This is a genomic window from Marinomonas transparens (assembly GCF_016463975.1).
Taxonomy (GTDB): Bacteria; Pseudomonadota; Gammaproteobacteria; order Pseudomonadales; family Marinomonadaceae; genus Marinomonas; species Marinomonas transparens.
The window spans coordinates 12,611-34,881 of the sequence record NZ_JAEMNX010000027.1; the positions used below are offsets into that span (position 1 = coordinate 12,611).

Sequence of the window (22,271 nt, forward strand, 5' to 3'; positions counted from 1 at the left end):
GGAGAAAAATACCTGTGTTCAAACGGGTTACTTCGGCGATTATTTCCATCCACCTATGTCCATCAATTCTATGGCCAAACGATTGTTCTCACCCAAGACATTCAATGATAGGGCGTCGGCTTTGAACGTGCCAAAAGCTTGTAAGCTTTCAGGGGGGGCGATGCCTTCAACCACTGGAAACTCATTATTGACTTGAGCATACCAGGTTTGGCTTTCTTCATTGCTTAAGAAGTTTACTAAGCGTCTGGCGTTACGAACATTAGAAGCCGATGCTGTGATGCCGATTCCACTCACATTGACGTGGGCGCCACGTTCATTCTCTCCTTGGTTTGGCCAAAATAGTGCGACTTTATTGTAGATTTCGCGATCTTTAGCGTCCTCACTTTGACCCAGTCGACCATAGTAATAGGTGTTGGCAAGGGTGACATCACAGACGCCGGCAGCGACGGCTCTTAACTGGTCTGTATCACCACCGAAAGGAGGGCGAGATAGATTATTGATAAAGCCTTTTATCCATTCCAAGGTTTTTTCTTTGCCATCGGCGGCAATCATCGAAGCCACTAAGGATTGGTTATAAATATTGGAAGAGGAGCGAGTACAAAGACGGCCTTTCCATTTTGGATTGGCGAGGTCTTCGTAGGTAGAAAATTCGGACTTGGCGACTTTTTTAGGGTTGTAAAAAATGATACGCGCCCGCTGTGACATACCGTACCAATAACCCTCTGAGTCTCTTAGGTTAGCAGGTATCGCTTCGTCTAACGTATCGGTTTCAAAAGCACGTAATACCCCCGCTTCTTTAGCGCGGTGAAGTCGTCCCGCATCGACAGTGATAAATATGTCCGCTGGGCTAGCATCGCCTTCCGCTTTTAGACGATTTAATAGAGAGTCTGCATTGCCGGTAATTAAGTTCACATTGACGCGGTATTTTTTTGAATAAGCATCTAGAGCCGGTGCTATTAAGGCTTCTTTACGAGCGGAATAGACATTTAACTCTCCGCTGGCATTAGCCACTGTTGAACTCAGAGATAATATCGAGGCACCTATGACGGCCAGTGTGCAGGGCAGTTGGAAGGCTTTTGATAATCCACGCGTTTTGTTGAGCATTGATTTCATTTATAAACACCATTTAGTTACGAAAGCGAGTGAGCGATCTGATTATAGACGCCTAAATGAATGCTATTGTAGATGAAAATGGTTTTTATTTGAATCGTGTTTTACCAATAAAATCAATCTGAAAGATTGACCCTTAAGTTTTCATTGTTCCTCGCCACAAATGAATACTGTTTTAGCAATACCTGCTTTAAACATCATTCATATCAGAAAATATCTGTTTGATAGGCCATTTTGAAGAATCACGGATTCCCGTGATTGTTAGTTTTGGCTGTGGGTTACACACTAGCTTCATAAGAACAAAATTACACAGGAGAAATAATATGAATAAAAAACATCCAGTTGTGATTTATGGGGCCAGTGGTTACACAGGTCGCCTGATCGCTGAATTTCTACGGGAATACGGCATTTCTTTTATTGCCGCAGGGCGAAATCGCGCCAAGCTAGAAGAGGCCATAGCGACGGTTCCGGGGATTATCGATGCTCAGTATGAAATTGTTGAAGTGGAGCATACGGTTGAAGCCTTGGCGGAGCTTTTCAGTGGTCGTCGTGTGGTATGTAATACGGTAGGGCCTTTTATTCGTAAAGCCTCCATTGTGATTGAGGCCTAAGTGTCATTACATGGACACAACAGGTAAACAGCCCTATATGTTTGAGATTGAAGAGCGCTATGGTGCTGCTTTTAAAGAGACTAATCTTGCTTTAGTCCCTTCTATGTCTTACATGTACGCAGTCAGTGAGATTGCAGCGCAAATGTGTCTTGAAACGCCCGGAATCGATACGCTTGATTTGTATGGCTATGGCGGCGACTATGACGCCCGTTATGCCTCCTCGTGAATCTCGCGGCGTACATCGCTCTATTGATTGGTGTCATGGGCGTGGCAACAACGTGGCCAACTCGGCGGTGGTATTAGCTGTTTAGAGTTAAGTTGTACTAAATGGTTAATGCTAGGTTTTTTTTGGAGCTTAGCCCGTCTTTTTGACGGGCTTTTTTATGCGTAAAAAAGCCCTATTTTTTGTTTGGCTTATGGGAGCTAAAAAATAGGGCGTTCGAATAAATAGTATAAGGTTAGAGCTCGACAGCAAGCTTCTCATCAAATCCTAACATGATGTTTAGGTTTTGCACTGCTGCACCAGAAGCCCCTTTACCTAGGTTGTCGAATTTAGCCGCCAGCAGGCAAGATTGCCCATCAGCAGAACCGAACACAGATAATTCCACTCGGTTGCTGTTATCGATATCGTGTGGTGTTAGGAATGGTGCCGCATCGTCCGCAATGACGTTGTAGTCATTAACCGAAATAAAGGCTTCTTTTCCGTACACTTCAGCCAATTTTGCATGAAGTTGTTGCGCGCTAACGCCTTCACCTAATTCTACTGGGACAAAGGTCAACATGCCTTGGCGGAAGTTACCCACGCTCGGGATGAAAATAGGTTTTTTTGCCATGCCTGACCATTTTTCAAGTTCAGGTAAATGTTTGTGGGCGAAGTTTAACCCGTAAACACCGAAAATAGGGGCATTTGGTTCTTTTTCATAACGGTCGATTAGAGCATTACCACCACCGCTGTAACCAGAGATTGCATTGATTGCGTAATCGCCATTTGCTGGTAATAAACCTGCTTCAATCAAAGGTTTTAGCAGAAGAATCACCCCCGTAGGGTAACAGCCTGGGTTAGACACAAACTGAGCGTTAGCGATTTTATCACGTTGAGTCACATCTAATTCGGCTAAACCGTAAGACCAACCTTCCGCTACACGGTGAACTGAACTGGCATCCAGAATACGGCACCCTTCTTCTTTTGCGAGCTTTACGCTTTCTTTGGCGGCATCATCTGGCAAGCAAAGTACCGTTACATCGGCTTCTTTCATCAAGCGACGTTTTTCAGCTTCGTCTCGTTTTTTAGCCGGATCAATACTGATGATTTCAATATTTGGGTGGTTGATAAGGCGTTCTCTTACTTGAAGCCCTGTTGTGCCGGATTCACCATCAATAAATACTTTTTTCACGTCCTAGTTCCTGCCTAGCTTAAATAAAAATTAAGCAGGAGGGCCATTCTCTCGCTGCTTAATCGTTGAATTCAAAGGTTATGTGTACGAATTATACGTGTATTTTTCAGGCAATGCTTGGGGGGATTCGTGCAAATTAATGCATTTTATCCGCAGTTGGCCGTGCTTGAGCAATTTAAGGTGTGAGGCGGGTGATTTCGGTGAGCAAACGATTGAGTTGTTGCATTTTTTCTTCACCTAATTTTCCGATCAAACTGGCATAAGCTTGATCGATTTTTGGACTAACTTCTTGAAAAATCTTCGAGGCTTTGTCGCTTAATGACAGCAAGGTAATACGTTGATCGTGTTCTGAACGATTACGAATAATCAGACCATCGGCTTCAAAGCGGCTGATGATTCGAGTGAGGCTAGGACTTAAAATACAGCAACGCTCTGCCAGTTGTTTAGCGTCCATCTCTTTGTTGTCATTTAATACCCGAATAACTCGCCATTGTTGTTCTGTAAAACCTGTTTCTTGGAGAATCGGGCGAAAGAATTGCATTGCCGATTCCCGTGATCTTAATAATTGTAACGTCAGAGAGTCTTCTAATTTTTTCATAAGGTCTTAATAGCAACTGGGTCTAGGGTAATAAGTACATGTTTTGCTTTGATTGATAAAGTACTTAATATGTTAACAATCCAATATAGCAAAAGGCTAGCTAACTTGCATTGTTAGATTGCTTTACCCGTATTACGCCAATGGCCTAGGTGTACCCACATTGCCAAACTCATACAGGTGAAAATAAGTACGTATACCAACAAGGGGAAAGTAGAAACGATCAACGGGGTTAATTGAGAAAAAATAGCGCCAGATAAAAGTTGTAAAAAGCCCATTAAGCCCGCTGCCATACTCGATTGGCTAGCGATGCTGGCAATGGCGGAGGTTTGATTGCTAGGTTGGCTAATACCACGGCCAAAAGTCACTAAGCACATGGGCAAGAAAAGAGTCGCGTAGCTGCTGTCTAGCAAAAGTTGCCCGAGCAATAACAATAGGGCGCCTGAAATACTGATGACATTACCAATTAGAATGGTTTTATCAAGTGCTAAGCGTTTATTGATCAGAGTACTTAGGTAACCACCCACCATAAATGCCATAGAAATAGAAATAAACCAATAGCCGTAGGCATGGATACCACCAGCAAAGGTGTCAGCAATATAAGGAGAGGAACTGACAAACACATAAAAGCAAATGGCGACTAGGGTATTGGCAATGGCATAGGTACGAAAGTCCCTATTTTTTAGCAACTGTCCATAGAGTGTTAGATTTTCTTGGAAGGATGGGCGTTGTTTAGGCTGTGTTTGCTGGGGAATGAATTTCAACGTCAGCAGCAGCAAAATAGCACCTTGCATTAGAGAAAATACAAAGATGATCTGCCAGCCCAGCGAACTATTAATCAAACTACCAATCAAGGGGGCAATGCTCTGGGAAATAGCAATGGCCATAATAATATAGCCCATTTGTTGCGAAGCCTTGTCTTTACCTGCGCCATCCACTAACAAAGCACGGGCCAACGACATGGTAATAGCACCGCCTAAACCCTGCATGATACGACCCATAAGCAAGGCTTCTAAACTACCAAACCCGCCGCCAACGGCGCTGCCCAAGGTAAAACTGACAAGGCCAATTAACATGGTTTTGCGGTAACCAAAATGATTAACAATCCCACCGACCAGTAGCTGCCCAATGGCTAAAGAACAGAGGTAAAGGGAGTAACTGAGCTGTACCAAACTAATGTCGACACTGAGCTGCTTGGCGATGCTAGGTAGGGCTGGGAGCAGCAAGTTGATCGCAATGGGGCTGCTCATGGCGATGAAAATTAAATAGCTAATGGGTAAACGAGGAAGGCTCGGCATACTTGGCTCTTGATTGACCATTTTTGTTAATGACCATGATAACAAAGGAAGGGAGCTTTTAAGTAGCGATCAAAGTCGCTAAAAGCTTTATTTTATTTGGTTTGTGAATTTTAAGATAAAAAACCTACTTTAAGTGAATCAAAGTAGGTTCAAAAAAGGGGGAGGGTATTTGAAGCTTTTTACCAATTTAGGCCAAGCGTAAAGCCAGCGTTAACACCACCTGCATCTACGTCTTTACCAGCTATTTCTACTTCTGCTTGTGTGTAGCGCATGTCTAGGCCGACAACAAACAGGTCGGTTATATTCCAATAGGTGCCTACGCCAACCCAAATGCCGTTTGCATGATCTCGTTGTATGGTGTTAATACCACCTTCATTGCTTTCTTTTTCAGCATAGGCAATAGCTACTCCTCCACCGATATAAGGTGACAGCAGTAGCGAAGGCAATGACCATATTTTTCGTACCCCTATATCAAACTCTCCAGTTTGATCTTTTTTTCGTATACTTCCAGAGTTATTTTCTTCCACTGACCCCATGACATCGATTGCAATACTTACTGGCCAGTCTTGCCTTTTGAAATCGGTAATCACCCCCCAGGAATCTTGTTCATGGGCTGAGCCTTTCCAATCATTAACATCGAGAGATTTTTCACCATCGAATAAGGATATGTGTCCAGTCCAATCACCTCCTGCCGCGAAGACAGGAGTTGCTAATACGCTTAGTAACAAGGTGCCGATGACTCTTTTCATTTTAAACTCCACTGTGCATTGAATAGTTAAATCCTCTCGCCTGAAACTAGGAATCAGAGAGTGAGCACAGGTTGACAGAGTGTTAAATGTTTATCGTCTTTATCGATAAAATAATACAAATATTTTGTCTTTCTTTATAAAGAAAGAGTTTTAAGTTTTTGATTTTAAATGAAAGTTTTCAATTCTATAGGGGTGCTATTTTAGCCTTGTATCTTTCGTTGAACAGATTTTCTATATTGCATAGGTGTCATTGTCATATTCTTTTTGAACGCATTATAAAAAGAGGATCTTGAGTTAAACCCAGCCTCCATCGCGATGGTTAAGATATTGTATTTTTGGTCGTCCGTTGAAGCCAAACGTCGTTTGGCTTCTTCTATTCGGTAACTGTTTATGAAATCAAAAAAGTTTTGCTGCAGCTGTTCGTTAATGATTTGAGATAAATTGTGTATGGATATTCCCAAGCTATCAGCTAGCTGTAGGAGAGACAGTTGACTGTCTAAATAGGGTTTTTTTGTCGCCATATGATGCTTTATTTCACTGACTATTGCCAAACTAAGCTCATTGGTAAGTGGTGAGTTTTTGTATTTTTCGGATGGAGATGAAGGCTCTTGTTCCGGAGTAGAAGGTGTCAAATTTTCAGGATGAGCCTGTTTATCAATTGGCTTCTCTGTTGTTTTAAATATTTGTGGTTGGTGTAAACCAAAGTAGGCCATTGCATAAACCAATATCACCATGCTGATGCCAATAAATTTATCAAGCCACTCATTTACCCAAGCAGAACCTGGCCAGAAAACACTGATTACCCAAATAAAATAAATACACAGCACTCCAATTAATAATCCAGACAACCAATGTAAATTTATTTTGTCTATCGATGAAAATGTTTGCTTAATGTTCTCTCTATGTTGATGAAGTAATCGAAACGATAGCGCGAGATAAATAAACAGGTGGGCGATGCTCAAAAGAGTTTCTACGTTATTGAAAAACAACCATAGCGATAGCGAATAAATATTTTCTTGTGGTGGAGTTATTGAAAACATGCTGTTTTGAAAGTTGGTGCTGGTCACTAATATTGACCAAGTGACCACGACATGAAGAAAAGCAGGTAAAAAATGTAGCCATTGTCTACCGCGAAGTATTACATGCTTGGGTTGAGTGAGCTCTCGGGTGTAAAAATAGATGAACACGCCATAGAAGAATTCTTTAGGCCAGAATAAAACGGTGAGCTGTACGTACTGTTGATTTAACTGTGTCAGGTCGAGGAAGTAATCAAATAACGCAATGGTAAAGACGAGTGCAAGACAGGCTAAATAGCGATTTGCTGCAAGATCCCCCACCTTATTTGTCAGCAAAGAAATAACTAAAAATGCACCTTGTCCAGCGCCTAATACGAATAAAACAGAGAACCATGAGAGAGATTGAGCCACGCTGATCTTATATCCTTTAAAAATTGGAATTAAATACCTGCTTAAATGTATCGAGTCAGGCTAAATATGAGCATTATACTGCTATTTTATATCCGTTTTTTTACTATTATTTTTGGTCGTGCTTGTTAAGCCCTTTGGCGAAAGGGGTAACAGGATAAATAACCCAGGTTTCAAGTTCAGTATTAAGCAATTTTTTTCTATTTTAGTGAGTCGTTTTTACAGTCTGTTATTCAGAAAGGAAAGCGACAGGGCGTAGCATGGCGGCGGCGAGCATTCTAAGTAAAAGCGAGGCAGATGAACCGGATAGATAACGAAGTAGGGCACACCACCTAATGGGTGCCCTCAGTGTTTTTAATCAATCGCTGGAAGTGGTTCTGCTGACTGTGACATTAACTGGATATAGTCTTGATTATGCCATTCAGCCATGCCAATTTTATAGGCGTCGGTTGATCTTAATCTCGTTAGCCATTCATCAATTTGCGGAAAGTCTTGCCATAATTCTTGTAGCTGTAATTGTTCTAAACGCTCTATATAGGGCAAAAAAGCAAAGTCAGCGAGACTAAGTCCTGAACTCATTATCCAGTCGTTACTTTCAAGAGCATAGGCCAAATCTTTGATTAATTTTTTGTAGGCAAATATAGCTAACGTTAAACGCGGTGATGAAATGCCATTTTCAAGCATATCGCGCATTACCATTGCACGGGAAGGGTCTGGAATGTTACTGAGAAAGCCTTCCAAGGCTTCTTTTGTAGCGTATCGACTTAACAGTTGTTTGCGAAAGGCAAGGCAAAAACTGATAACCGCAACTTGCTCATGTAAGCCAGCATCTAAACGGGTTAACCAGACACGCAACTCTGCTCTTTTTATAGGGTCTTCAGGCATGAGAGCTTGCTGGTTAAATACCTCTTCAAGGTAATAACAAATGACATTTGACTCGGTAATCACATTGTTATTATGAACCAGCACAGGGATGACTGCCTTTGGGTTTATTTGTAAAAAATCAGGCTTGAATTGCTCTCCAGCGCGTAAATTCAAATGGATACCTTCCCATTCTAATTTTTTATGGGCGAGTACTAAACGGACCTTTTGAGCACAAACAGACATATCATTGTGGTAGAGCGTAATCATATTATCCTCGATGTTTAAGTATTTTCTTACGTTACCCTGTTTAAAATAGATTTAAAAATTATTTAGTATCATTTGGGTTATTGGTACTACTGATAGGTGAAATCGATCAAGTATTTGATGAGTATCCTGAAATAAAAATCCCTACTCTAAGTAAACCGTTAAAGCAGGGAAAGTGTTAGCAATTACGCTTATCTATTACCAATGCAACCCCGCGGTAATACCGGCATTCACACCGCCAGCACTCATGTCTTCCCCTGCAATTTTTACTTCTGCATTGCTAAGGCGCATGTCGACTCCTAAAGTGAAGAAGCGGGTTATGTCCCAGTACGCTCCTACGCCAACCCAAGTGCCAGAGGCGCTGTCTTTCTGAGTGTCATAGCTTCCCGTTGAGTTGGTTTGCTTTGAACCTTCCACTAGGGCAATGCCACCACCGATATATGGCGAAATAGGGAGTGACGATAACGTCCATATTTTGCGTACACCGATGTCTAGTTCTGATGTACTACCTCTTTTATTTGTAAATAAAGACAGGGTGAAAAAAGCGCCTTGCCCAGCGCCTACGACGGACAAAATAGCAAGCCATGAAAGAGGTTGAGTCACTGTGATCTTATACCCTAGTTAAAAATGGCAATGGAATATGAGTACTGTTTTGCCTATTTTTGACATCAAAAAATAGGCTTTAGGTCTGTATTTTACACTGCTTTTCTTGGCGTTATAACGAAGGATCATTTTTATTTCAAAATCAAATTCATGCGGCTTTAAAAACAGTCGTCAAGACACATAAATATTTGTATGATTCAGATTGATCTAGGATAGATAGCTTTATTTGATTTTAACGGAGTAAAATCGATGGAAATAAACAGCTTTGGCGAGCAGTTGAAATTTTGGCGTACCTATCGTGGCGTTAGCCAGATGAAACTTGCGACTGAGCTAAATATGTCTTCTCGAAATTTATCTTTTCTTGAAACAGGGAGGTCTAGACCCACTAGGTCTACTGTGACTAGGCTTACAGATTACCTTGATATCCCGCATCAGGAAAAGGCTAGGCTATTTACCGCTGCTGGTATTAAATATTCAGTAACGGATAGCCCGACGACAACGGAAGCCTCTTTTTTGTCTTTTAAACAAGTGATTCGTCAGTTGTTAGAGCATCATAACCCTTATCCAGCTCTAGTTTACAATGCGTTTTGGGATGTTATTGATTTAAACTGCACCGCTTCTATATTGTTTGATTACCTAAATAAAGGAGACAATATAATAGAAAAGTGCTTTCTAAATGAACAATGGATAGAAAGAGATGACAACAGTGACAAGGTTCTGTTAAGTCTATTCCATGAGATGCGCGATGATTTAAATACGAATAAAGATGATCGATTTTTGTCTTTATTTCGGGGAGTTGAAAAAAAAATAAATTCCTTTAAACATAACCACCCACCAATTAATCCAGCAATCTGTTATGACTGTGTATTCAACGGCGTTAATCTTAAATTAACTAGCATGATTACTCGCTTTCGACCACTTAACTCATTAGATCTTCAGGGCCTAAAATTAGAACTTGTTCTTCCTAATGATCTGGTTACCGAGTCTTTCTTGAAGAACCTAAAAAGCTTTCATCTTAACTGACAATTTTCCTTTTTATTCAATTTTAGATTTCATTTAGGAGCAGAAAACAATTCCCTTTTAGGGAATTGTTTTTGCTTTATTCAATCGCTTTAATCTTAATGACGTTATGATTTTTTATTTTTTAATGCGCTGTTTTTTTTGGTTTATTGTCGAAAGTTTTTAGTAGGTTTTTTAAAGTGTTGATTTTTAATGTAAAAAAAATGATAGGGTGATATCCATTAAGCTTGGAAAGGAGTCTTATCTTGATCGTTATATAGTGAACAATACGTTACAGATTTTTGATACCTACGATTGGAAAATATTAGGAGATATAAAGCATGGAAACGCAAAGGTTTAATACATGGTCGAAAGTGTTAAAAAAACAGGTGGCTTTGCAACCTGATAAAACCGTATTTACTTTTTTAAGTGAAGAAGGAAGCGAGAAAAGGTCCCTTAGTTTCAAAGAGCTGGATCAAGCCGCGTCAGGGCTTGCCAAAGAGCTGCAGAAAACTTGTGAACCTGATGATAGGGTTTTATTGTTTTACCCGCAGGGCTTAGATTATGTTATTGCTTTTTATGCGTGCATATACGCTGGATTAGTAGCGGTTCCCTTATATCCTCCTCAAAATAATCGGAAAATAGACTTCATCAGCACAATCGCCAAAGAGAGCGGAGCGACGTTAGCGTTAACAACGGCTCAATATAAGGAAAAGCTAGAAAATTTAGGGCTTAGTGAGTCTTTAACAAAAGAGGTATCTTGGTTAAGCACAGACGATTTAGAGTTTGAATATGATGCTTCATGGCCAATAGTTGAACGAAATGCAGAGGACCTAGTGTATTTACAGTATACGTCTGGTTCAACATCCTTACCTAAAGGTGTCATTTTAAACAATGCTTGTACTCTCTATCAGTCAGAAGAGCTATCGATGCTTTGGGGGACGTCTAGTGACAGTAAGTTAGTTTCATGGTTGCCACATTTTCACGATTTGGGGCAAGTGTTTGGGATACTTCAGCCAATTTATAAAGGTTTTAGCTGCGTATTAATATCGCCAGCGACTTTTGTGAAAAGACCCTATATATGGCTAGAGGCCATCTCAGAATATAAGGCAACCCATACAGCGGCCCCGGATTTTGCTTTTACCCATAGTGTTAGTAGTATTTCGAACGAACAGAAAAAGCAGCTTGACCTTTCTAGTATCGAAACGGTTGTTAATGGTGCGGAGCCAGTAAGAGAAAAAACCATCGACTTGTTTTATCACGCGTTTAAAGAATGTGGCTTTAAGTCACAGGCTCATTGCCCCTCTTATGGAATGGCTGAAACAACTTTAGTGGTATCTGCACAGTCTAATGTATTATCTCCCCGTAGTATTACCGTTGATCCGGATGCGCTAAAAAAAGGCAGAGTTGAAGACGCAAAACCGGGTCAGAATAATGCTCGATCAATTGTTTCCAATGGCAAAAGTTGCCTTCAAACAGACATTAAAATTGTGAGTCCCGAAGGCAACGTAGAGCAAAAAGAGAGGAGGATTGGTGAGATTTGGATCACTGGTCCAGGGGTAGGGTTAGGTTATTGGAACGACGAAGAAGGTAGTCGTGAAACTTTTCAAGCTAAGCTTCAATCGTCTGATGATCAAAGGTCTTATTTCAGAACAGGTGATTTAGGCTTCAAATGTAATGGTGATTTGTATATCACTGGGCGAATGAAAGACCTTATTATCGTTCGTGGGTTAGACCATTATCCACAAGACATCGAATTATCAGTTGAACAATGTCACCCGATTTTACACAAGGGGTATTGTGCTGCGTTTTCTATGCCAGTGGATGGAGAAGAGCAGTTGGTTGTTGCTGTAGAGCGAGAGCGTTATTACTCTGAAAAAGTCGATTTTTCGAAGGTAATAGAATTGATTCGAAATACTGTTTCACAAGAGCATGGACTGAGTCTTTATCGTGCTCTTATCTTAAAACCGGGCAGTATTCCTAAAACGACAAGTGGAAAAATTCAACGTCAAAAATGTAAAGCAGAGCTGTTAAATAATGAGTTGAAAACGGTTGCTGATCTAACTTTCCCTATATTAAAAAGTAATGATCAAATTTCTTTTGTTCAAAACCTGCTTACGAGCTTGGAAACAGCTTTCAAGAGGGGGCTCACTGCAATGGCTAAAAATTTGGGCTATGGCTGGGTTAAATCTAAAGTGAATCGAACCTTAGCAAAGAGTAAGCTCTGAGTTCAAGTCTGGTCTTCCTCTCTTCTCTGAAAGGTTCTGATAGACCCAAATACCTAAATGGCTTTAGGTATTTGGGTATTGGATTAGCGAACTTCTTGTATTAACACTTTTTCCATTATTCTTGATAGGTTGATATTTAAGGGCTTAGCTTTAGCAAGTAATTCTATATTAAGGCTTAGGTTTTTGGCTTTTTAGCTACTTGTATGTTTGATGTGCTTTTAAAGGGTCGCCGTGAAGACTTTAGAAAAGCTTGTTTTTTCTTGAATATCGATATTTAGACGTAGCATCCTTGAAATGTCACTTGCTGAAAAAATGCCTCGGATTTTATGCTTCTCACGGTCAATAACAAGACAATGACGTTCTCCGCTATTTTCAAGGGCAGTAATGACGTCTGAGATGGTCGCTTTAGAGATATCTGACCAATCTAAAGCTTTTAAGCCTTTCTTTGGTGTCATCAATTCGGATACATCGATCTCTTCTCTTTCTAATCCTTCGGATACTTTTTGAACAATTTTTCTTTCGATCAAATCATCAGAGCTGATCACCCCTGCAAATTGATTTTTATTATCAATGACCAATTTTAATCTAACATGCTCTTTTTGCATCAGCTCTTTGACTTTTAATACAGAAGAGGTTGACTCAATAACCAAAGGCTTATTCTTTTGGAAGTCAGTAAAAAAGAGTATTGCAGGTGAATCAGTTGACAGGTCTTGAGTTTCTTCAGGCCATGCTAGCTCATCGATTTCGGATGTAGGGTATAAATTGAGTTTTTTCATATAAAGGTAACTCCAAAATTTACTGTTGAATGGATCTAGTAAGATATGTATTTACAAGTCCAACCATGTTTCAAATATAATGCACAGTTATAGATTGGTCCTTAAAAGGCCCAATTGCAAGTTTACAATCAGGTAAATAAAGAGACTAAAGAGTGCATTTATGGCGTTTAGGTTTACCTAGTCTGTTTGCGTTATATGCTTCACTAAGATGTCGAAAACCTTACGAACTCTGAGGCTTGTATGTAATTCTCTGTGGCAAACCAGCCAAAGAGGTATTTGAATGACTGGACCAAATGCAGGAAAGGCACGTATCAGTTCAGTAATAGAATCTCCATACTCTACTGGAAATACGCCTAGTCCTAAGTGTTGCTTGACTAATTCTATTTGCAGTAGCTGATTATCGGTATAAAGAGGGAAGCTTTTCTTGTTTACCACATAGCCTTTCTCACTTAAAAAATCCTGAAAAGGGTCCACATGATCGGAACGGCTAAAGCGAATAAATTCAAGCCCTTTAATGTCTGAAGGCTTTTTAGGAGTGGGAAAGTTATCTAGGTATTCTTGCGTTCCATACAGGTAAACATCAACATCTTTTAATTTACGTACAATAAAATCAGTTTGAGTTGGTCTGAAGTTACGAATAGCGATATCGGCTTCACGGCTTTTTAGATCACTCACATTATTGGTGACGAGAATGTCAACGTCTATTCCTGGTTCTTGGCGCCTTAAGATGCTTAGCGCTTTGGGTAAATACACCATAGCATCCAGCTCACTGACACTAATGCTAACAGAGCCATCTATTTGTTGGGATTGACCTGAGGCTGTGATGGAAAAGTCACTGGCGGCTTTTCCCATAGAGCGGACATGGTCAACCAATTCTAAACCTGTCTGCGTCAGTTCAAGTCCGTGGGGAAGGCGTTCAAATAAGGTAACACCTAGCTCTGCTTCTAATGCAGCTACTTGCCTCCCTAAAGTGGGTTGTGCCATTCCGAGAGTTCTTGCTGCGGCTGAAAAAGAACCTTCTTCTGCGGTTACTAAAAAAGCTCGAGCATTATTCCAGTCGAATAGATTCTTTTTCCATGACATACAAATTTGCATACCCTATAGGTAGTTTTGAGGGATTTTCTATTCATATTTATATGCCTATAGTCTGCTTTAGAATAATTCTCTATTCAAGTAGCGAATACACTTTCTCAATATAGGAGACACTGATGACATTGACTGACCAACCTAATCATTTGGCGAGAAAAGCGGCTATTTTGTATCTCTTGCTTATTCCCTTAGGCTTTTTTGGGCTGATGTATATTCCTGAAATACTGACAGACCGAGAGGATGCGAGAACAACCTACCAAAACATTTCGAATCACCTATATGTCTTTCGGTTGAGTAGTTCATCGGCCTTATTGATACAGGTTATCCAGCTTTTCTTAGTGTTAGCTTTATATGATTTATTAAAAGTCGTTAACCTGAGCGTTGCCAAAATGATGGTGTTTTTTATTCTCTTGGCCATTCCTATCGCGATGATCATTGAGCTACTTCATACCGCAATTTTTTATCTCATTCAGCACAAGGTATTAGATGCTTCTTTCACTGCTGAGCAAATACATAAAATTATTATGCTGCTTTTAAATGCCCATAATGATGGTGTTATGGTGGCGCATATTTTCTGGGGGCTTTGGTTATTCCCAATGGGCTACTTAGTCATCAAGTCTGGTTTTATCCCTCGTTTTATTGGTTATTTATTAATACTAGGCTGTGTTGGATACCTCGCGGATACCATTATTTGGTTGTTAATGCCGAACTCTAGTGTAGAGGTCGCTCAATATACTTTTATTGGTGAGGTTGTGTTACCTATATGGCTGCTTATAAAAGGTGTAAATGCAAAAAAATGGTCTTTGCTGGTTAGTCGCACACAAGGCTAACCTAAAGAGAATGTCCTATGAGCTATTTCATCGTTAAACGTCGAGTTACGTCTCTAACTCCTAAAGAACGATGCGATAAAATAAAAAAGGGTTCGAACATAAAAATATCCTCACCCTCAAACATAACGGTCAAGAGCTATTAGGGTAGTTGTTTTAATACCCTTTGCATTAGTTGTTTAAAGTTTTCGTATTCTCCATCATTGAACTGTCCAAAAATATCGTCTTGTTGTTTCTCGGCGATATCCCAAAGTCGTTCAGCCATGTCTTGGCCTTTTGTTGTTAATGTTAATGTATCGGTAATCAGTCCAGTTTGAGTTAATCTTTCTAACCCAGAGTCTACGTCTGTATCGGGAATAGTTACTAAATTCTTTAATTCCTCTAAGCCGACGTCTTTTCCGTCACTCAAGATTAACAATAGGCGGGCTTCACTGGTATTTAAACCTGTAGATGACTGTTTAGGCAGGTAGTTTTCTTGTACTTTTTGTAACACCTTATTCATCAAATAAAAGGCGTTGTTATTTAACCTTTCATAAGGGCTCGATGGGGTGACATTTTGATTAGAGGATGCACCAGTGAAGGGGATCGCACCAGCATAACTGCCTTGCACATAAAGTAGCGGACTGCGTCCCACATGGTCGAAGGCAACCACTTTACCTAGCATGATCCAGTGGTCGCCCCCATCGATGACTTGGTATTTTTCACATTGAAAACAAGCCGTCGTGTTTTTGAGGATAGGGCTGTTACCAACGCCAAGATCGAAATCTATTTCAGCGAATTTATCATCACTGGGTTTGGCAAAGTGGTTAGAAAGATCAATTTGATCCGCTGCTAAAATGTTTACAGCAAAATGCTCAGAGTGTTCAAACACCTGATAACTGCCTGAGCTTTTCGCTAAACTCCATAAGACTAATGGTGGATCAAGGGAGACTGAGTTAAAACTGTTTGCGGTGACACCGACTTTATTTCCATTAGCATCTTGCGCTGTTACAACGGTAACGCCAGTTGCGAAGTTACCTAGGGCTCTTCTAAATTCTTTTGGGTCGAAGTTCATACATTTCTCTCTTATTCTTGTTGTGATGAAGCGCAAGAAAGGGGTCATACCCCTTTCAGGTTTAGGCTTTTCTGAGGGTTAAAGTAGGCTAGGGTCTGGCTCTAAGCCCATTAATTCACGACCAAAAATCTGCGCACAAACATCGTAATCTGTGTATGCGTGAGCGCCAGTTACATGGCTATCGCGGAATAAGCGCTGGGCTTCTTTATCTAGATACCAATGGCTTGCGCCCATGCTGCTAAACAAACGATCGACGGCTTCGATACACATTTTTACGACATAGGCTTGGTTGGTTCGCCATTCGGCTAATTTTGCTCGGTCAGGGTAACGATGCGCTTCGCCATATTCTGCGTGTTCTTCCCATGTTTTTTCTAAGAAGGCCCGTGCCGCCATGACTTGATGGCTTGCCTCAGCAATGCGTAATAATGCTGGTGTTGCCGTACCAACTTTGGCGCCTGTGTAAGCTCGGATTCGCCCCTGAGTCGCTTCTTTAAATACTTCTAACATACGTTCAGCAATGCCTAAGCTGATTGCCGAAAAGCCTGAAGCAAAATAAGGACGGTATGGAGCGTAAAATATTTTGCTGTCTGGGTATAAGCCAAAGCCTCCTGATTTACCTTCCATCATGTCTTTGGCTTTTTGAATTCTGTGCTCTGGTACAAATTTGTCTCGAACCACTAAGGTTTTTGTTCCACTGCCTTTCATGGCAGCGGCTTGCCAATCGTCGTCTATGGTGTAGTCCGTGGCAGGAATGAGCGCAAAACAATGATCCTTTGTACCTTCGGAGTTTTCTCGTAAAAAACCACAAAGCGCCCATTGGGCATGATCACAACCACTGCTCCAACGCATATCACCCGTAAACATGACTCCGCCATCGGTTTCTTGGTATTTACCGAAAGGGGCAATACTACTGCTGGCTAAGGCATCAGGGTCTTCTTTCCAGATGTCGTCTTGTGCTTGTTTTGGGAACAAAGCAATTTGATGGTTGTGAGTACAAAGTAAACTAAACGCCCAAGCCGTACTGGCACAAGCGCCTGCTAACGAGGCAATACAGTCGCCAAATTCAGGTAAAGAAACCTCATAACCACCATAAGATTTAGGCAAAAAAGCTTTATGCAGGCCGACTTTTTTTAGTAGATCAATGCTTTCTTGCGGGGCTTGGCGTAGCTCTTCAGCCAAGGAAGCATTTTGCGCAATTTGAGGTAAAACGCTCTGTAATTCGATGAGTAATGGATTGGTTCTTTTCATGTCATTTACCCTTATTATTTTTGTATGGTGTTGTAAAAAGTGATGATTGAAGTATTTATCTAATGGCAGAAAAAGAGAATGCAGATTTGCGCTAATTTCTGGTACTTTTCTGGAATGAAATCAGGCAAGCTGTGCTGAGGAAGAATAACGTTGGGTGGTTTTTCTAGATTAGTGCATTGTTTGGCTTGCCAACAGTATCTAATATAAACAAAGGAATGACTGCTTAACAATAATAATAGCTGGAGAAGCCCAAATGTTTGCAACACACTTTAAACGTCAATATACCCTTGTAACCACCCTAGTAGCCTGTACTTTAGGTACCTTGTCACTGCCGTCAATGGCGGCCGATTTAGAGGGGTGCCAATCAGCTCCTATTCTAGAAAAGTTTGAGCAATTCGGCGCAACGGGAAGAATGCCGAGAGACTTGGGCATGTGGTTAGGAAATCCTGAGGCTCAGGCGATTGAACCCTATAAAGTGTTTGATAATGTCGATTATGTTGGCATCTGTTGGGTCTCGTCTTGGGTGATTAAAACATCAGAAGGCGCGGTATTGATTGATACTTTATACGGGCCTTTTACCGATCAACTCATCGGCAAATTAGATAAAGTTGGTGTGAAACCAGAAGAGGTAAAATACGTCTTGATCACCCATGGGCATTTTGACCATGCTGGTGGCGCATATACGTTAAAATCTTTATTGCCAAATGCCCGTTTTGTGATGACAGCAGAAGGTTTTGCCGAAGCCAAAAAAGGTGCCGAAAGGTCAGCCGTTTCTCCTCGTGCTTGGAAAATGATAGAACCCGATATGGTGGTTTATAACGGCACAAAAATTACTCTAGGCGATAATGTTTTTACCGCTTATGCAACACCAGGACATACACCAGGAACCGCCTCTTACGAATATACGGTAAAGGATGGCAATAAATCTTACCAAGGTTTTACAGTGGGTGGTTTGGGGATGAATGCGATAAAAAGCCAAGAACAAGCAGAAGACTATATTGGCAGTGTGGATGCTATGCTAGCCATGTTAGAACGAGATGAGAACCCACTACAAGTTCATCTATCGGCCCATGGTTTTTCGAACAACTTGCCTGAAAACGCAGCCAAGTTGCAAACTCGTCAATCTGGAGAACTTCATTCTATGGTTGATGGAGAAGGTTTTAAACAACAGTTATGGCGATTACGAGGCATTGCGGAAGAGCGTGTAGCGATAGAAAAAGCGAAGAAAAAATAAGCCTATTTGCTTATTAAAGTAAGATACACAAGATAGTTGAACGGCCCATATTTCAAACATAGTATGGGCCGTTTTTGATAGTACGAAAATATGATAAATAGATAAGTTTGAGTAACTTAGCATTTATATTTACAGGAGATGCAATTTTAGATAATAGATTTTAAGACTTTATAATATGTGCACCTTAATAGATCGAAGGTTTTAAAATGTTGGGAGTTCGGTTACATTAGGCGATAGAAGTTCTTATTTGATAAAACATTGTCCGATTAGTGTGAAGGGAAATCTAAGAACAAGATTGGCTTTCCCTTAGTTTCTAGTGAAATAAGCATTGAAAGAGCAAAGCTGTATGTCTATTGAGTCCGAACATATCAAAATCCAGAAATTGATCGTAAATTCTAATTTGGAAAAACGACTGCTAAAAGTGCTAAGGCTTACGTTTAGTGAAAATATTTCCTTAGATTATTTTAGAGCTATGTTTAAAAATTGCAATTATCTGGATATTACTTTCTTAAGCCAAAACAATGTGGATGTTGGCTTTATGTATTTTACAACCTTTGAAATTTCTCGAAAGATTCATATTATCAGGCCGGCGGTGGGGATAATACAAAAGCACCGCATAAAGGGATTAAAACCCTTTAAAATGTCATTAGCAAAATCTATATTTATGTATCAGCTTCGGAACCCGACGAAACAGGTTTATATCGTAAGTATTAATGTCAATCCTCTAATGTATTCAGGACTCTGTGCCTATTGGTCGCAGACTTATCCTTCACCAGAATTATCTATTTCTGATAAGTATGCTTCTGCAATAGAAGCTATAAATCAGTATTTTGATTTCAAGATGAACTCTCAGTATATAGTCAAATTACCTTTTTCATGCTTGATAGACAAAAAAGACACGCAAAGAATGAATAGAAATAATAAGTTCATTCGTTTTTTTTTCGTCCAAATGTTTGGCTCGGATGCAGAGCCAACACTCTCTGACATGCATTGGGATAAAGGGTTGTTATCACTCACACCAGTCAGTCTTAAAAACTTGATCAATATTTTACTCAGGCAATGGAAGATAAAACGCAAGTAATGGCCTAAAGAAAATGGCATTCTAACGGAGTTGACAATAGTTTCTGCTAGGAATGCTATTTGCTTTCGACTAGTAAATTGAATAAGTCGTTTATTCAGCATCGGTCATTTCAAGCGATTTCATTAATCCCTCTGTGATAACCCATGGAACATGTAACTTAGCCCACCACAAACTCCCATTACTACCAGTAATGAGCTTGCCGAGCCGTCAAAAACCAGGCTGGTCACAGCGCTGACGATGCCACCCACAATAAATTGCATTGAGACAAGTAACCCCGCCATGGTGCCAGCCCTTGATGGCATGAGCTCGAATAAGCAGGCTAGGCTATTGGCGCCTATCGCACCTGTCACACTAATGTAGAGCATGGTGACGGCGATAAATAGCAAGGCGCTAGTTGGGAAGAATAGGGCAGTGATGAGAATCATTAAGCCTGCGCTTAAAGAGGTGATGCAAGTCATTCGTAATGCTTTATACAGAGTAAACTTGCTCACCAAACTTTTATTGATAAACGTCGCGGCAATCACCATAGCGACATTAGCAGAAAATATGACGGCATAGGTGGTTTCGGTAAAACTGAAAAAATCGATATAAACGAAAGCAGACGCTGCGATGAAGGCAAACATACCGCCAAAAGAAAAACCGTTGGCGAGCATATAAAAACTGACTTTTTTATTACTTAGACACTCGCCATAAATGGCCAAATAAGCTCGGAAACTGGTTTTGTTGGTTGCATGGTTTTTTTGGGGTTCTTGAATGATAAAAAAGATACCGATCAAAGCCAGAAAAGACAGTGTAGAAAGAAAATAGAAAATCCACCGCCAATTTAGCCAAGTAACAATATAGGCCCCTAAAATAGGAGACATCAGCATCACAGCCATAGAAATGATGTGCATATTGGAAAGAATACCGGCGGCTTTATCGAGGGGGAAGAAATCTCGCACTAAAGCGCGTCCAAGCACCCCTGCCGCTGCAGCGCCAAGGGATTGAAAAAAGCGTAAGAGGATTAAGGATTCACCGTCATTTACTAGGGCACAGCCAATACTACTGAAGAGGTAGAATGCGGTTCCTATTAGCAAAAGCTTTTTGCGGCCCAGTAGATCTGACATGGGGCCAAAGAACAACATGCCTATCGCCATGCCAAATAAGAAGGTGGTAATTGTATATTGAATAGTGACCTGTGAACTGCCTAGGTTATTGGCAATAGTGGGCAAACTTGGTAAATACATGTCAATAGACAAGGGGCCAAAAGACACCAGATAGCCGAGTAGGGGAATCATTAACTTAGAGTGTGTCTTGATTTGTGTCATACCGGAACCTTTAACAACGTGTCTAGAGGAGAAAGGCCGAGCAGCGAAACTGATCGGCCTTTTTTGGTTACTACTACGATGCTTTATTTTGGTGTTCTAAGTACCAGTAGTTTCAGTTCGGTCATGTCTTCAATGGCAAAACGAACGCCTTCACGACCTAAACCACTGTCTTTTACGCCACCGTAGGGCATGTGGTCAACACGCCAAGAAGGCACATCACCAATAACCACACCACCCACTTCAAGCACATCCCATGCTTTGTAAGCCTTATAAATATCCTTAGTGAAAATGCCCGCTTGTAGACCAAAGTCTGAGTTGTTTACTTCATCCAGTGCTGCATCAAAATCTGAAAACTTAGACAAGATAGCCACAGGGCCAAAAGCCTCTTGAGATGAAATAGACATATCTGGTTGAACGTTTTCAAGCAATGTTGCTTCTAGCATGGCGCCGTTACGATTACCGCCTGCTAAAATGTTTGCGCCGCCTTCACGGGCTTCTTCTACCCATGTATGCAGACGAGAGGCTTCTTTTTCGGAAATCATTGGGCCGATGAAAGTAGTCTCTTCCAAGGGATCGCCCATGACAAGATTGTTCACCGCCGTAGTAAGGCGAGCTTTGGCCTCGTCATAAAGGGATTCATGAACAATAATGCGCTGAACACTGATGCAACTTTGACCTGACTGATAATAAGCACCGAAGATAATGCGTTGCACCGCATCCTCTAGATCTGTGTCGTGATCGACAATACACGCCGCATTACCGCCCAGTTCTAACACCACAGGTTTCTTACCAGCTTTGGCTTTTAATGCCCAGCCAACTTCAGGAGAGCCAGTAAAGCTTAATAGCTTCAATCGCTCATCTGTAGTGAATAAATCTGCACCATCACGATGGCAAGGCAAAATTGAAAAAGCCCCTTCCGGTAAATCGGTTTCTGCGAGGATTTCAGCGACGATCAATGCACTTACTGGTGTTAAGCTGGCCGGTTTTAAGATAAAAGGACAGCCAGCGGCAATGGCTGGAGCGATTTTATGCGCGGCTAAATTAAGCGGAAAGTTAAAAGGTGAGATGAAAGAGCATGGGCCAATTGGTACCCGTTTCCACATACCTTGGTAATCTTCTGCGCGAGGAGAAATGTCCATCGGCATGACTTCGCCATAGATACGTGTTGCTTCTTCTGCAGCTATTTGAAAAGTATCAATCAGGCGAGTGACTTCGCCACGGGAATCTTTAATTGGCTTACCCGCTTCAATACACAGCGCATACGCCAGTTCTTCATAGCGCTCTTTAAAGCGAGTAATACAATGCTGCAAAATAGCTTGTCGTTTATAAGCTGGCATGGCTTGCATAGCATGTTTGGCGTTATCGGCAGCGGCAATGGCTTTATCGATATCGGCAACGCTAGCCATAGCAACATGAGTCGCTACCTCATTGCTGTATTTATTGGTGACCGCTAAGTCTTTATTAGCATGAACCGGTTTGCTCGCAAGGTAAAATGGGTAGCTTTCTTTTAACATTT

General features: G+C 41.0%; 21 protein-coding genes and 1 pseudogene. 7 read left to right on the top strand and 15 right to left on the bottom strand.

Translation table 11 applies throughout. The annotated features are described in order from the left end of the window. Positions 1 to 39 precede the first annotated feature (39 nt). A complete protein-coding gene (locus I8J31_RS18060; RefSeq protein ID WP_325101224.1) occupies positions 40 to 1,113 on the bottom strand; it encodes a Fe(3+) ABC transporter substrate-binding protein in 1,074 nt (357 codons plus the stop codon). Between the two features lie 320 nt (positions 1,114 to 1,433). Between I8J31_RS18060 and I8J31_RS18065 the strand changes: the two genes are divergently transcribed. Then, entirely contained in the window at positions 1,434 to 1,721 is a 288-nt protein-coding gene (locus I8J31_RS18065; protein WP_199469981.1) for a saccharopine dehydrogenase family protein, read from the top strand. A 10-nt stretch (positions 1,722 to 1,731) separates the two neighbouring features. Next, positions 1,732 to 1,947 carry a hypothetical protein gene (locus tag I8J31_RS18070; RefSeq protein ID WP_199469982.1) on the top strand — a complete coding sequence of 72 codons (216 nt, stop codon included), beginning with the start codon at positions 1,732 to 1,734 and terminating at the stop codon, positions 1,945 to 1,947. A 232-nt stretch (positions 1,948 to 2,179) separates the two neighbouring features. Here the strand turns inward: I8J31_RS18070 and argC are convergent, their stop codons facing one another. The 7 genes from argC to I8J31_RS18105 form a co-directional block, all read right to left on the bottom strand. Further along, positions 2,180 to 3,115 (bottom strand): N-acetyl-gamma-glutamyl-phosphate reductase, encoded by a 936-nt coding sequence (gene argC, locus I8J31_RS18075; RefSeq protein WP_199469983.1) that lies wholly within the window; start codon positions 3,113 to 3,115, stop codon positions 2,180 to 2,182. A 175-nt stretch (positions 3,116 to 3,290) separates the two neighbouring features. Further along, complete coding sequence (gene hpaR, locus I8J31_RS18080; protein WP_199469984.1) at positions 3,291 to 3,713, bottom strand: homoprotocatechuate degradation operon regulator HpaR; 423 nt, start codon at positions 3,711 to 3,713, stop codon at positions 3,291 to 3,293. A gap of 113 nt (positions 3,714 to 3,826) precedes the next feature. Further along, on the bottom strand, positions 3,827 to 5,008 hold the full coding sequence (locus I8J31_RS18085) for an MFS transporter (protein ID WP_199469985.1): 1,182 nt from the start codon (positions 5,006 to 5,008) through the stop codon (positions 3,827 to 3,829). A 179-nt stretch (positions 5,009 to 5,187) separates the two neighbouring features. Beyond that, positions 5,188 to 5,757 carry an outer membrane protein gene (locus I8J31_RS18090; RefSeq protein WP_199469986.1) on the bottom strand — a complete coding sequence of 190 codons (570 nt, stop codon included), beginning with the start codon at positions 5,755 to 5,757 and terminating at the stop codon, positions 5,188 to 5,190. Positions 5,758 to 5,957: 200 nt separating this feature from the next. Further along, positions 5,958 to 7,184 carry a helix-turn-helix domain-containing protein gene (locus I8J31_RS21145; RefSeq protein ID WP_199469987.1) on the bottom strand — a complete coding sequence of 409 codons (1,227 nt, stop codon included), beginning with the start codon at positions 7,182 to 7,184 and terminating at the stop codon, positions 5,958 to 5,960. Between the two features lie 351 nt (positions 7,185 to 7,535). Beyond that, positions 7,536 to 8,312 (bottom strand): glutathione S-transferase family protein, encoded by a 777-nt coding sequence (locus I8J31_RS18100; RefSeq protein ID WP_199469988.1) that lies wholly within the window; start codon positions 8,310 to 8,312, stop codon positions 7,536 to 7,538. Between the two features lie 195 nt (positions 8,313 to 8,507). Then, the gene (locus I8J31_RS18105; RefSeq protein WP_199469989.1) at positions 8,508 to 8,912 is read right to left on the bottom strand and encodes a hypothetical protein; all 405 of its coding nucleotides are present in this window, start codon (positions 8,910 to 8,912) and stop codon (positions 8,508 to 8,510) included. Between the two features lie 249 nt (positions 8,913 to 9,161). Here I8J31_RS18105 and I8J31_RS18110 point away from each other — a divergent pair, with 249 nt between their 5' ends. After that, on the top strand, positions 9,162 to 9,935 hold the full coding sequence (locus I8J31_RS18110; RefSeq protein WP_199469990.1) for a helix-turn-helix domain-containing protein: 774 nt from the start codon (positions 9,162 to 9,164) through the stop codon (positions 9,933 to 9,935). A gap of 317 nt (positions 9,936 to 10,252) precedes the next feature. Further along, positions 10,253 to 12,139 carry a fatty acyl-AMP ligase gene (locus tag I8J31_RS18115; RefSeq protein WP_199469991.1) on the top strand — a complete coding sequence of 629 codons (1,887 nt, stop codon included), beginning with the start codon at positions 10,253 to 10,255 and terminating at the stop codon, positions 12,137 to 12,139. A gap of 83 nt (positions 12,140 to 12,222) precedes the next feature. Here the strand turns inward: I8J31_RS18115 and I8J31_RS21235 are convergent. From I8J31_RS21235 to I8J31_RS18130, 3 genes and pseudogenes are all read right to left on the bottom strand, one after another. Further along, positions 12,223 to 12,318 (bottom strand): annotated as a pseudogene (locus I8J31_RS21235) (type II toxin-antitoxin system CcdA family antitoxin); the annotation flags it as partial. Between the two features lie 39 nt (positions 12,319 to 12,357). Further along, complete coding sequence (locus I8J31_RS18125) at positions 12,358 to 12,915, bottom strand: CBS domain-containing protein (RefSeq protein WP_199469992.1); 558 nt, start codon at positions 12,913 to 12,915, stop codon at positions 12,358 to 12,360. 177 nt (positions 12,916 to 13,092) lie between these two features. Beyond that, on the bottom strand, positions 13,093 to 13,998 hold the full coding sequence (locus I8J31_RS18130) for a LysR family transcriptional regulator (protein WP_199469993.1): 906 nt from the start codon (positions 13,996 to 13,998) through the stop codon (positions 13,093 to 13,095). Positions 13,999 to 14,123: 125 nt separating this feature from the next. On the opposite strand from I8J31_RS18130, the gene I8J31_RS18135 reads away from it, so the two are divergent. After that, a complete protein-coding gene (locus tag I8J31_RS18135) occupies positions 14,124 to 14,834 on the top strand; it encodes a DUF4386 domain-containing protein (RefSeq protein ID WP_199469994.1) in 711 nt (236 codons plus the stop codon). A gap of 139 nt (positions 14,835 to 14,973) precedes the next feature. On the opposite strand, the gene I8J31_RS18140 is transcribed toward I8J31_RS18135, so the two are convergent. Together I8J31_RS18140 and I8J31_RS18145 are read right to left on the bottom strand one after the other, a co-directional pair. Then, complete coding sequence (locus I8J31_RS18140; RefSeq protein WP_199469995.1) at positions 14,974 to 15,885, bottom strand: p-hydroxyphenylacetate 3-hydroxylase reductase component; 912 nt, start codon at positions 15,883 to 15,885, stop codon at positions 14,974 to 14,976. A 78-nt stretch (positions 15,886 to 15,963) separates the two neighbouring features. Further along, positions 15,964 to 17,133: a p-hydroxyphenylacetate 3-hydroxylase oxygenase component gene (locus tag I8J31_RS18145; protein WP_199469996.1), complete on the bottom strand. Its 1,170-nt coding sequence runs from the start codon at positions 17,131 to 17,133 to the stop codon at positions 15,964 to 15,966. A 253-nt stretch (positions 17,134 to 17,386) separates the two neighbouring features. On the opposite strand from I8J31_RS18145, the gene I8J31_RS18150 reads away from it, so the two are divergent. Both I8J31_RS18150 and I8J31_RS18155 read left to right on the top strand, forming a co-directional pair. Next, positions 17,387 to 18,367 (top strand): MBL fold metallo-hydrolase, encoded by a 981-nt coding sequence (locus I8J31_RS18150; RefSeq protein WP_199469997.1) that lies wholly within the window; start codon positions 17,387 to 17,389, stop codon positions 18,365 to 18,367. A gap of 346 nt (positions 18,368 to 18,713) precedes the next feature. Continuing rightward, positions 18,714 to 19,448, top strand: a complete 735-nt coding sequence (locus I8J31_RS18155; RefSeq protein WP_199469998.1) for a hypothetical protein — start codon at positions 18,714 to 18,716, stop codon at positions 19,446 to 19,448. Positions 19,449 to 19,570: 122 nt separating this feature from the next. Here the strand turns inward: I8J31_RS18155 and I8J31_RS18160 are convergent, their stop codons facing one another. Next, entirely contained in the window at positions 19,571 to 20,755 is a 1,185-nt protein-coding gene (locus I8J31_RS18160; RefSeq protein WP_199469999.1) for a multidrug effflux MFS transporter, read from the bottom strand. Between the two features lie 83 nt (positions 20,756 to 20,838). After that, entirely contained in the window at positions 20,839 to 22,269 is a 1,431-nt protein-coding gene (locus tag I8J31_RS18165) for an aldehyde dehydrogenase family protein (protein WP_199470000.1), read from the bottom strand. Between the last annotated feature and the right edge of the window lie 2 nt (positions 22,270 to 22,271).

What these genes read in the sequence shown, in the direction of transcription:
- I8J31_RS18130 (WP_199469993.1), bottom strand. Translation starts at nt 13,998, where the DNA reads ATGTCATGGAAAAAGAATCTATTCGACTGGAATAATGCTCGAGCTTTT.
- I8J31_RS18155 (WP_199469998.1), top strand. Translation starts at nt 18,714, where the DNA reads ATGTCTATTGAGTCCGAACATATCAAAATCCAGAAATTGATCGTAAAT.
- I8J31_RS18060 (WP_325101224.1), bottom strand. Translation starts at nt 1,113, where the DNA reads ATGAAATCAATGCTCAACAAAACGCGTGGATTATCAAAAGCCTTCCAA.
- I8J31_RS18090 (WP_199469986.1), bottom strand. Translation starts at nt 5,757, where the DNA reads ATGAAAAGAGTCATCGGCACCTTGTTACTAAGCGTATTAGCAACTCCT.
- I8J31_RS18160 (WP_199469999.1), bottom strand. Translation starts at nt 20,755, where the DNA reads ATGACACAAATCAAGACACACTCTAAGTTAATGATTCCCCTACTCGGC.
- I8J31_RS18150 (WP_199469997.1), top strand. Translation starts at nt 17,387, where the DNA reads ATGTTTGCAACACACTTTAAACGTCAATATACCCTTGTAACCACCCTA.
- I8J31_RS18140 (WP_199469995.1), bottom strand. Translation starts at nt 15,885, where the DNA reads ATGAACTTCGACCCAAAAGAATTTAGAAGAGCCCTAGGTAACTTCGCA.
- I8J31_RS18135 (WP_199469994.1), top strand. Translation starts at nt 14,124, where the DNA reads ATGACATTGACTGACCAACCTAATCATTTGGCGAGAAAAGCGGCTATT.
- I8J31_RS18145 (WP_199469996.1), bottom strand. Translation starts at nt 17,133, where the DNA reads ATGAAAAGAACCAATCCATTACTCATCGAATTACAGAGCGTTTTACCT.
- I8J31_RS18165 (WP_199470000.1), bottom strand. Translation starts at nt 22,269, where the DNA reads ATGTTAAAAGAAAGCTACCCATTTTACCTTGCGAGCAAACCGGTTCAT.
- I8J31_RS18115 (WP_199469991.1), top strand. Translation starts at nt 10,253, where the DNA reads ATGGAAACGCAAAGGTTTAATACATGGTCGAAAGTGTTAAAAAAACAG.
- I8J31_RS18085 (WP_199469985.1), bottom strand. Translation starts at nt 5,008, where the DNA reads ATGCCGAGCCTTCCTCGTTTACCCATTAGCTATTTAATTTTCATCGCC.
- I8J31_RS18110 (WP_199469990.1), top strand. Translation starts at nt 9,162, where the DNA reads ATGGAAATAAACAGCTTTGGCGAGCAGTTGAAATTTTGGCGTACCTAT.
- I8J31_RS18065 (WP_199469981.1), top strand. Translation starts at nt 1,434, where the DNA reads ATGAATAAAAAACATCCAGTTGTGATTTATGGGGCCAGTGGTTACACA.
- I8J31_RS18100 (WP_199469988.1), bottom strand. Translation starts at nt 8,312, where the DNA reads ATGATTACGCTCTACCACAATGATATGTCTGTTTGTGCTCAAAAGGTC.
- hpaR (WP_199469984.1), bottom strand. Translation starts at nt 3,713, where the DNA reads ATGAAAAAATTAGAAGACTCTCTGACGTTACAATTATTAAGATCACGG.
- I8J31_RS18125 (WP_199469992.1), bottom strand. Translation starts at nt 12,915, where the DNA reads ATGAAAAAACTCAATTTATACCCTACATCCGAAATCGATGAGCTAGCA.
- I8J31_RS18070 (WP_199469982.1), top strand. Translation starts at nt 1,732, where the DNA reads ATGGACACAACAGGTAAACAGCCCTATATGTTTGAGATTGAAGAGCGC.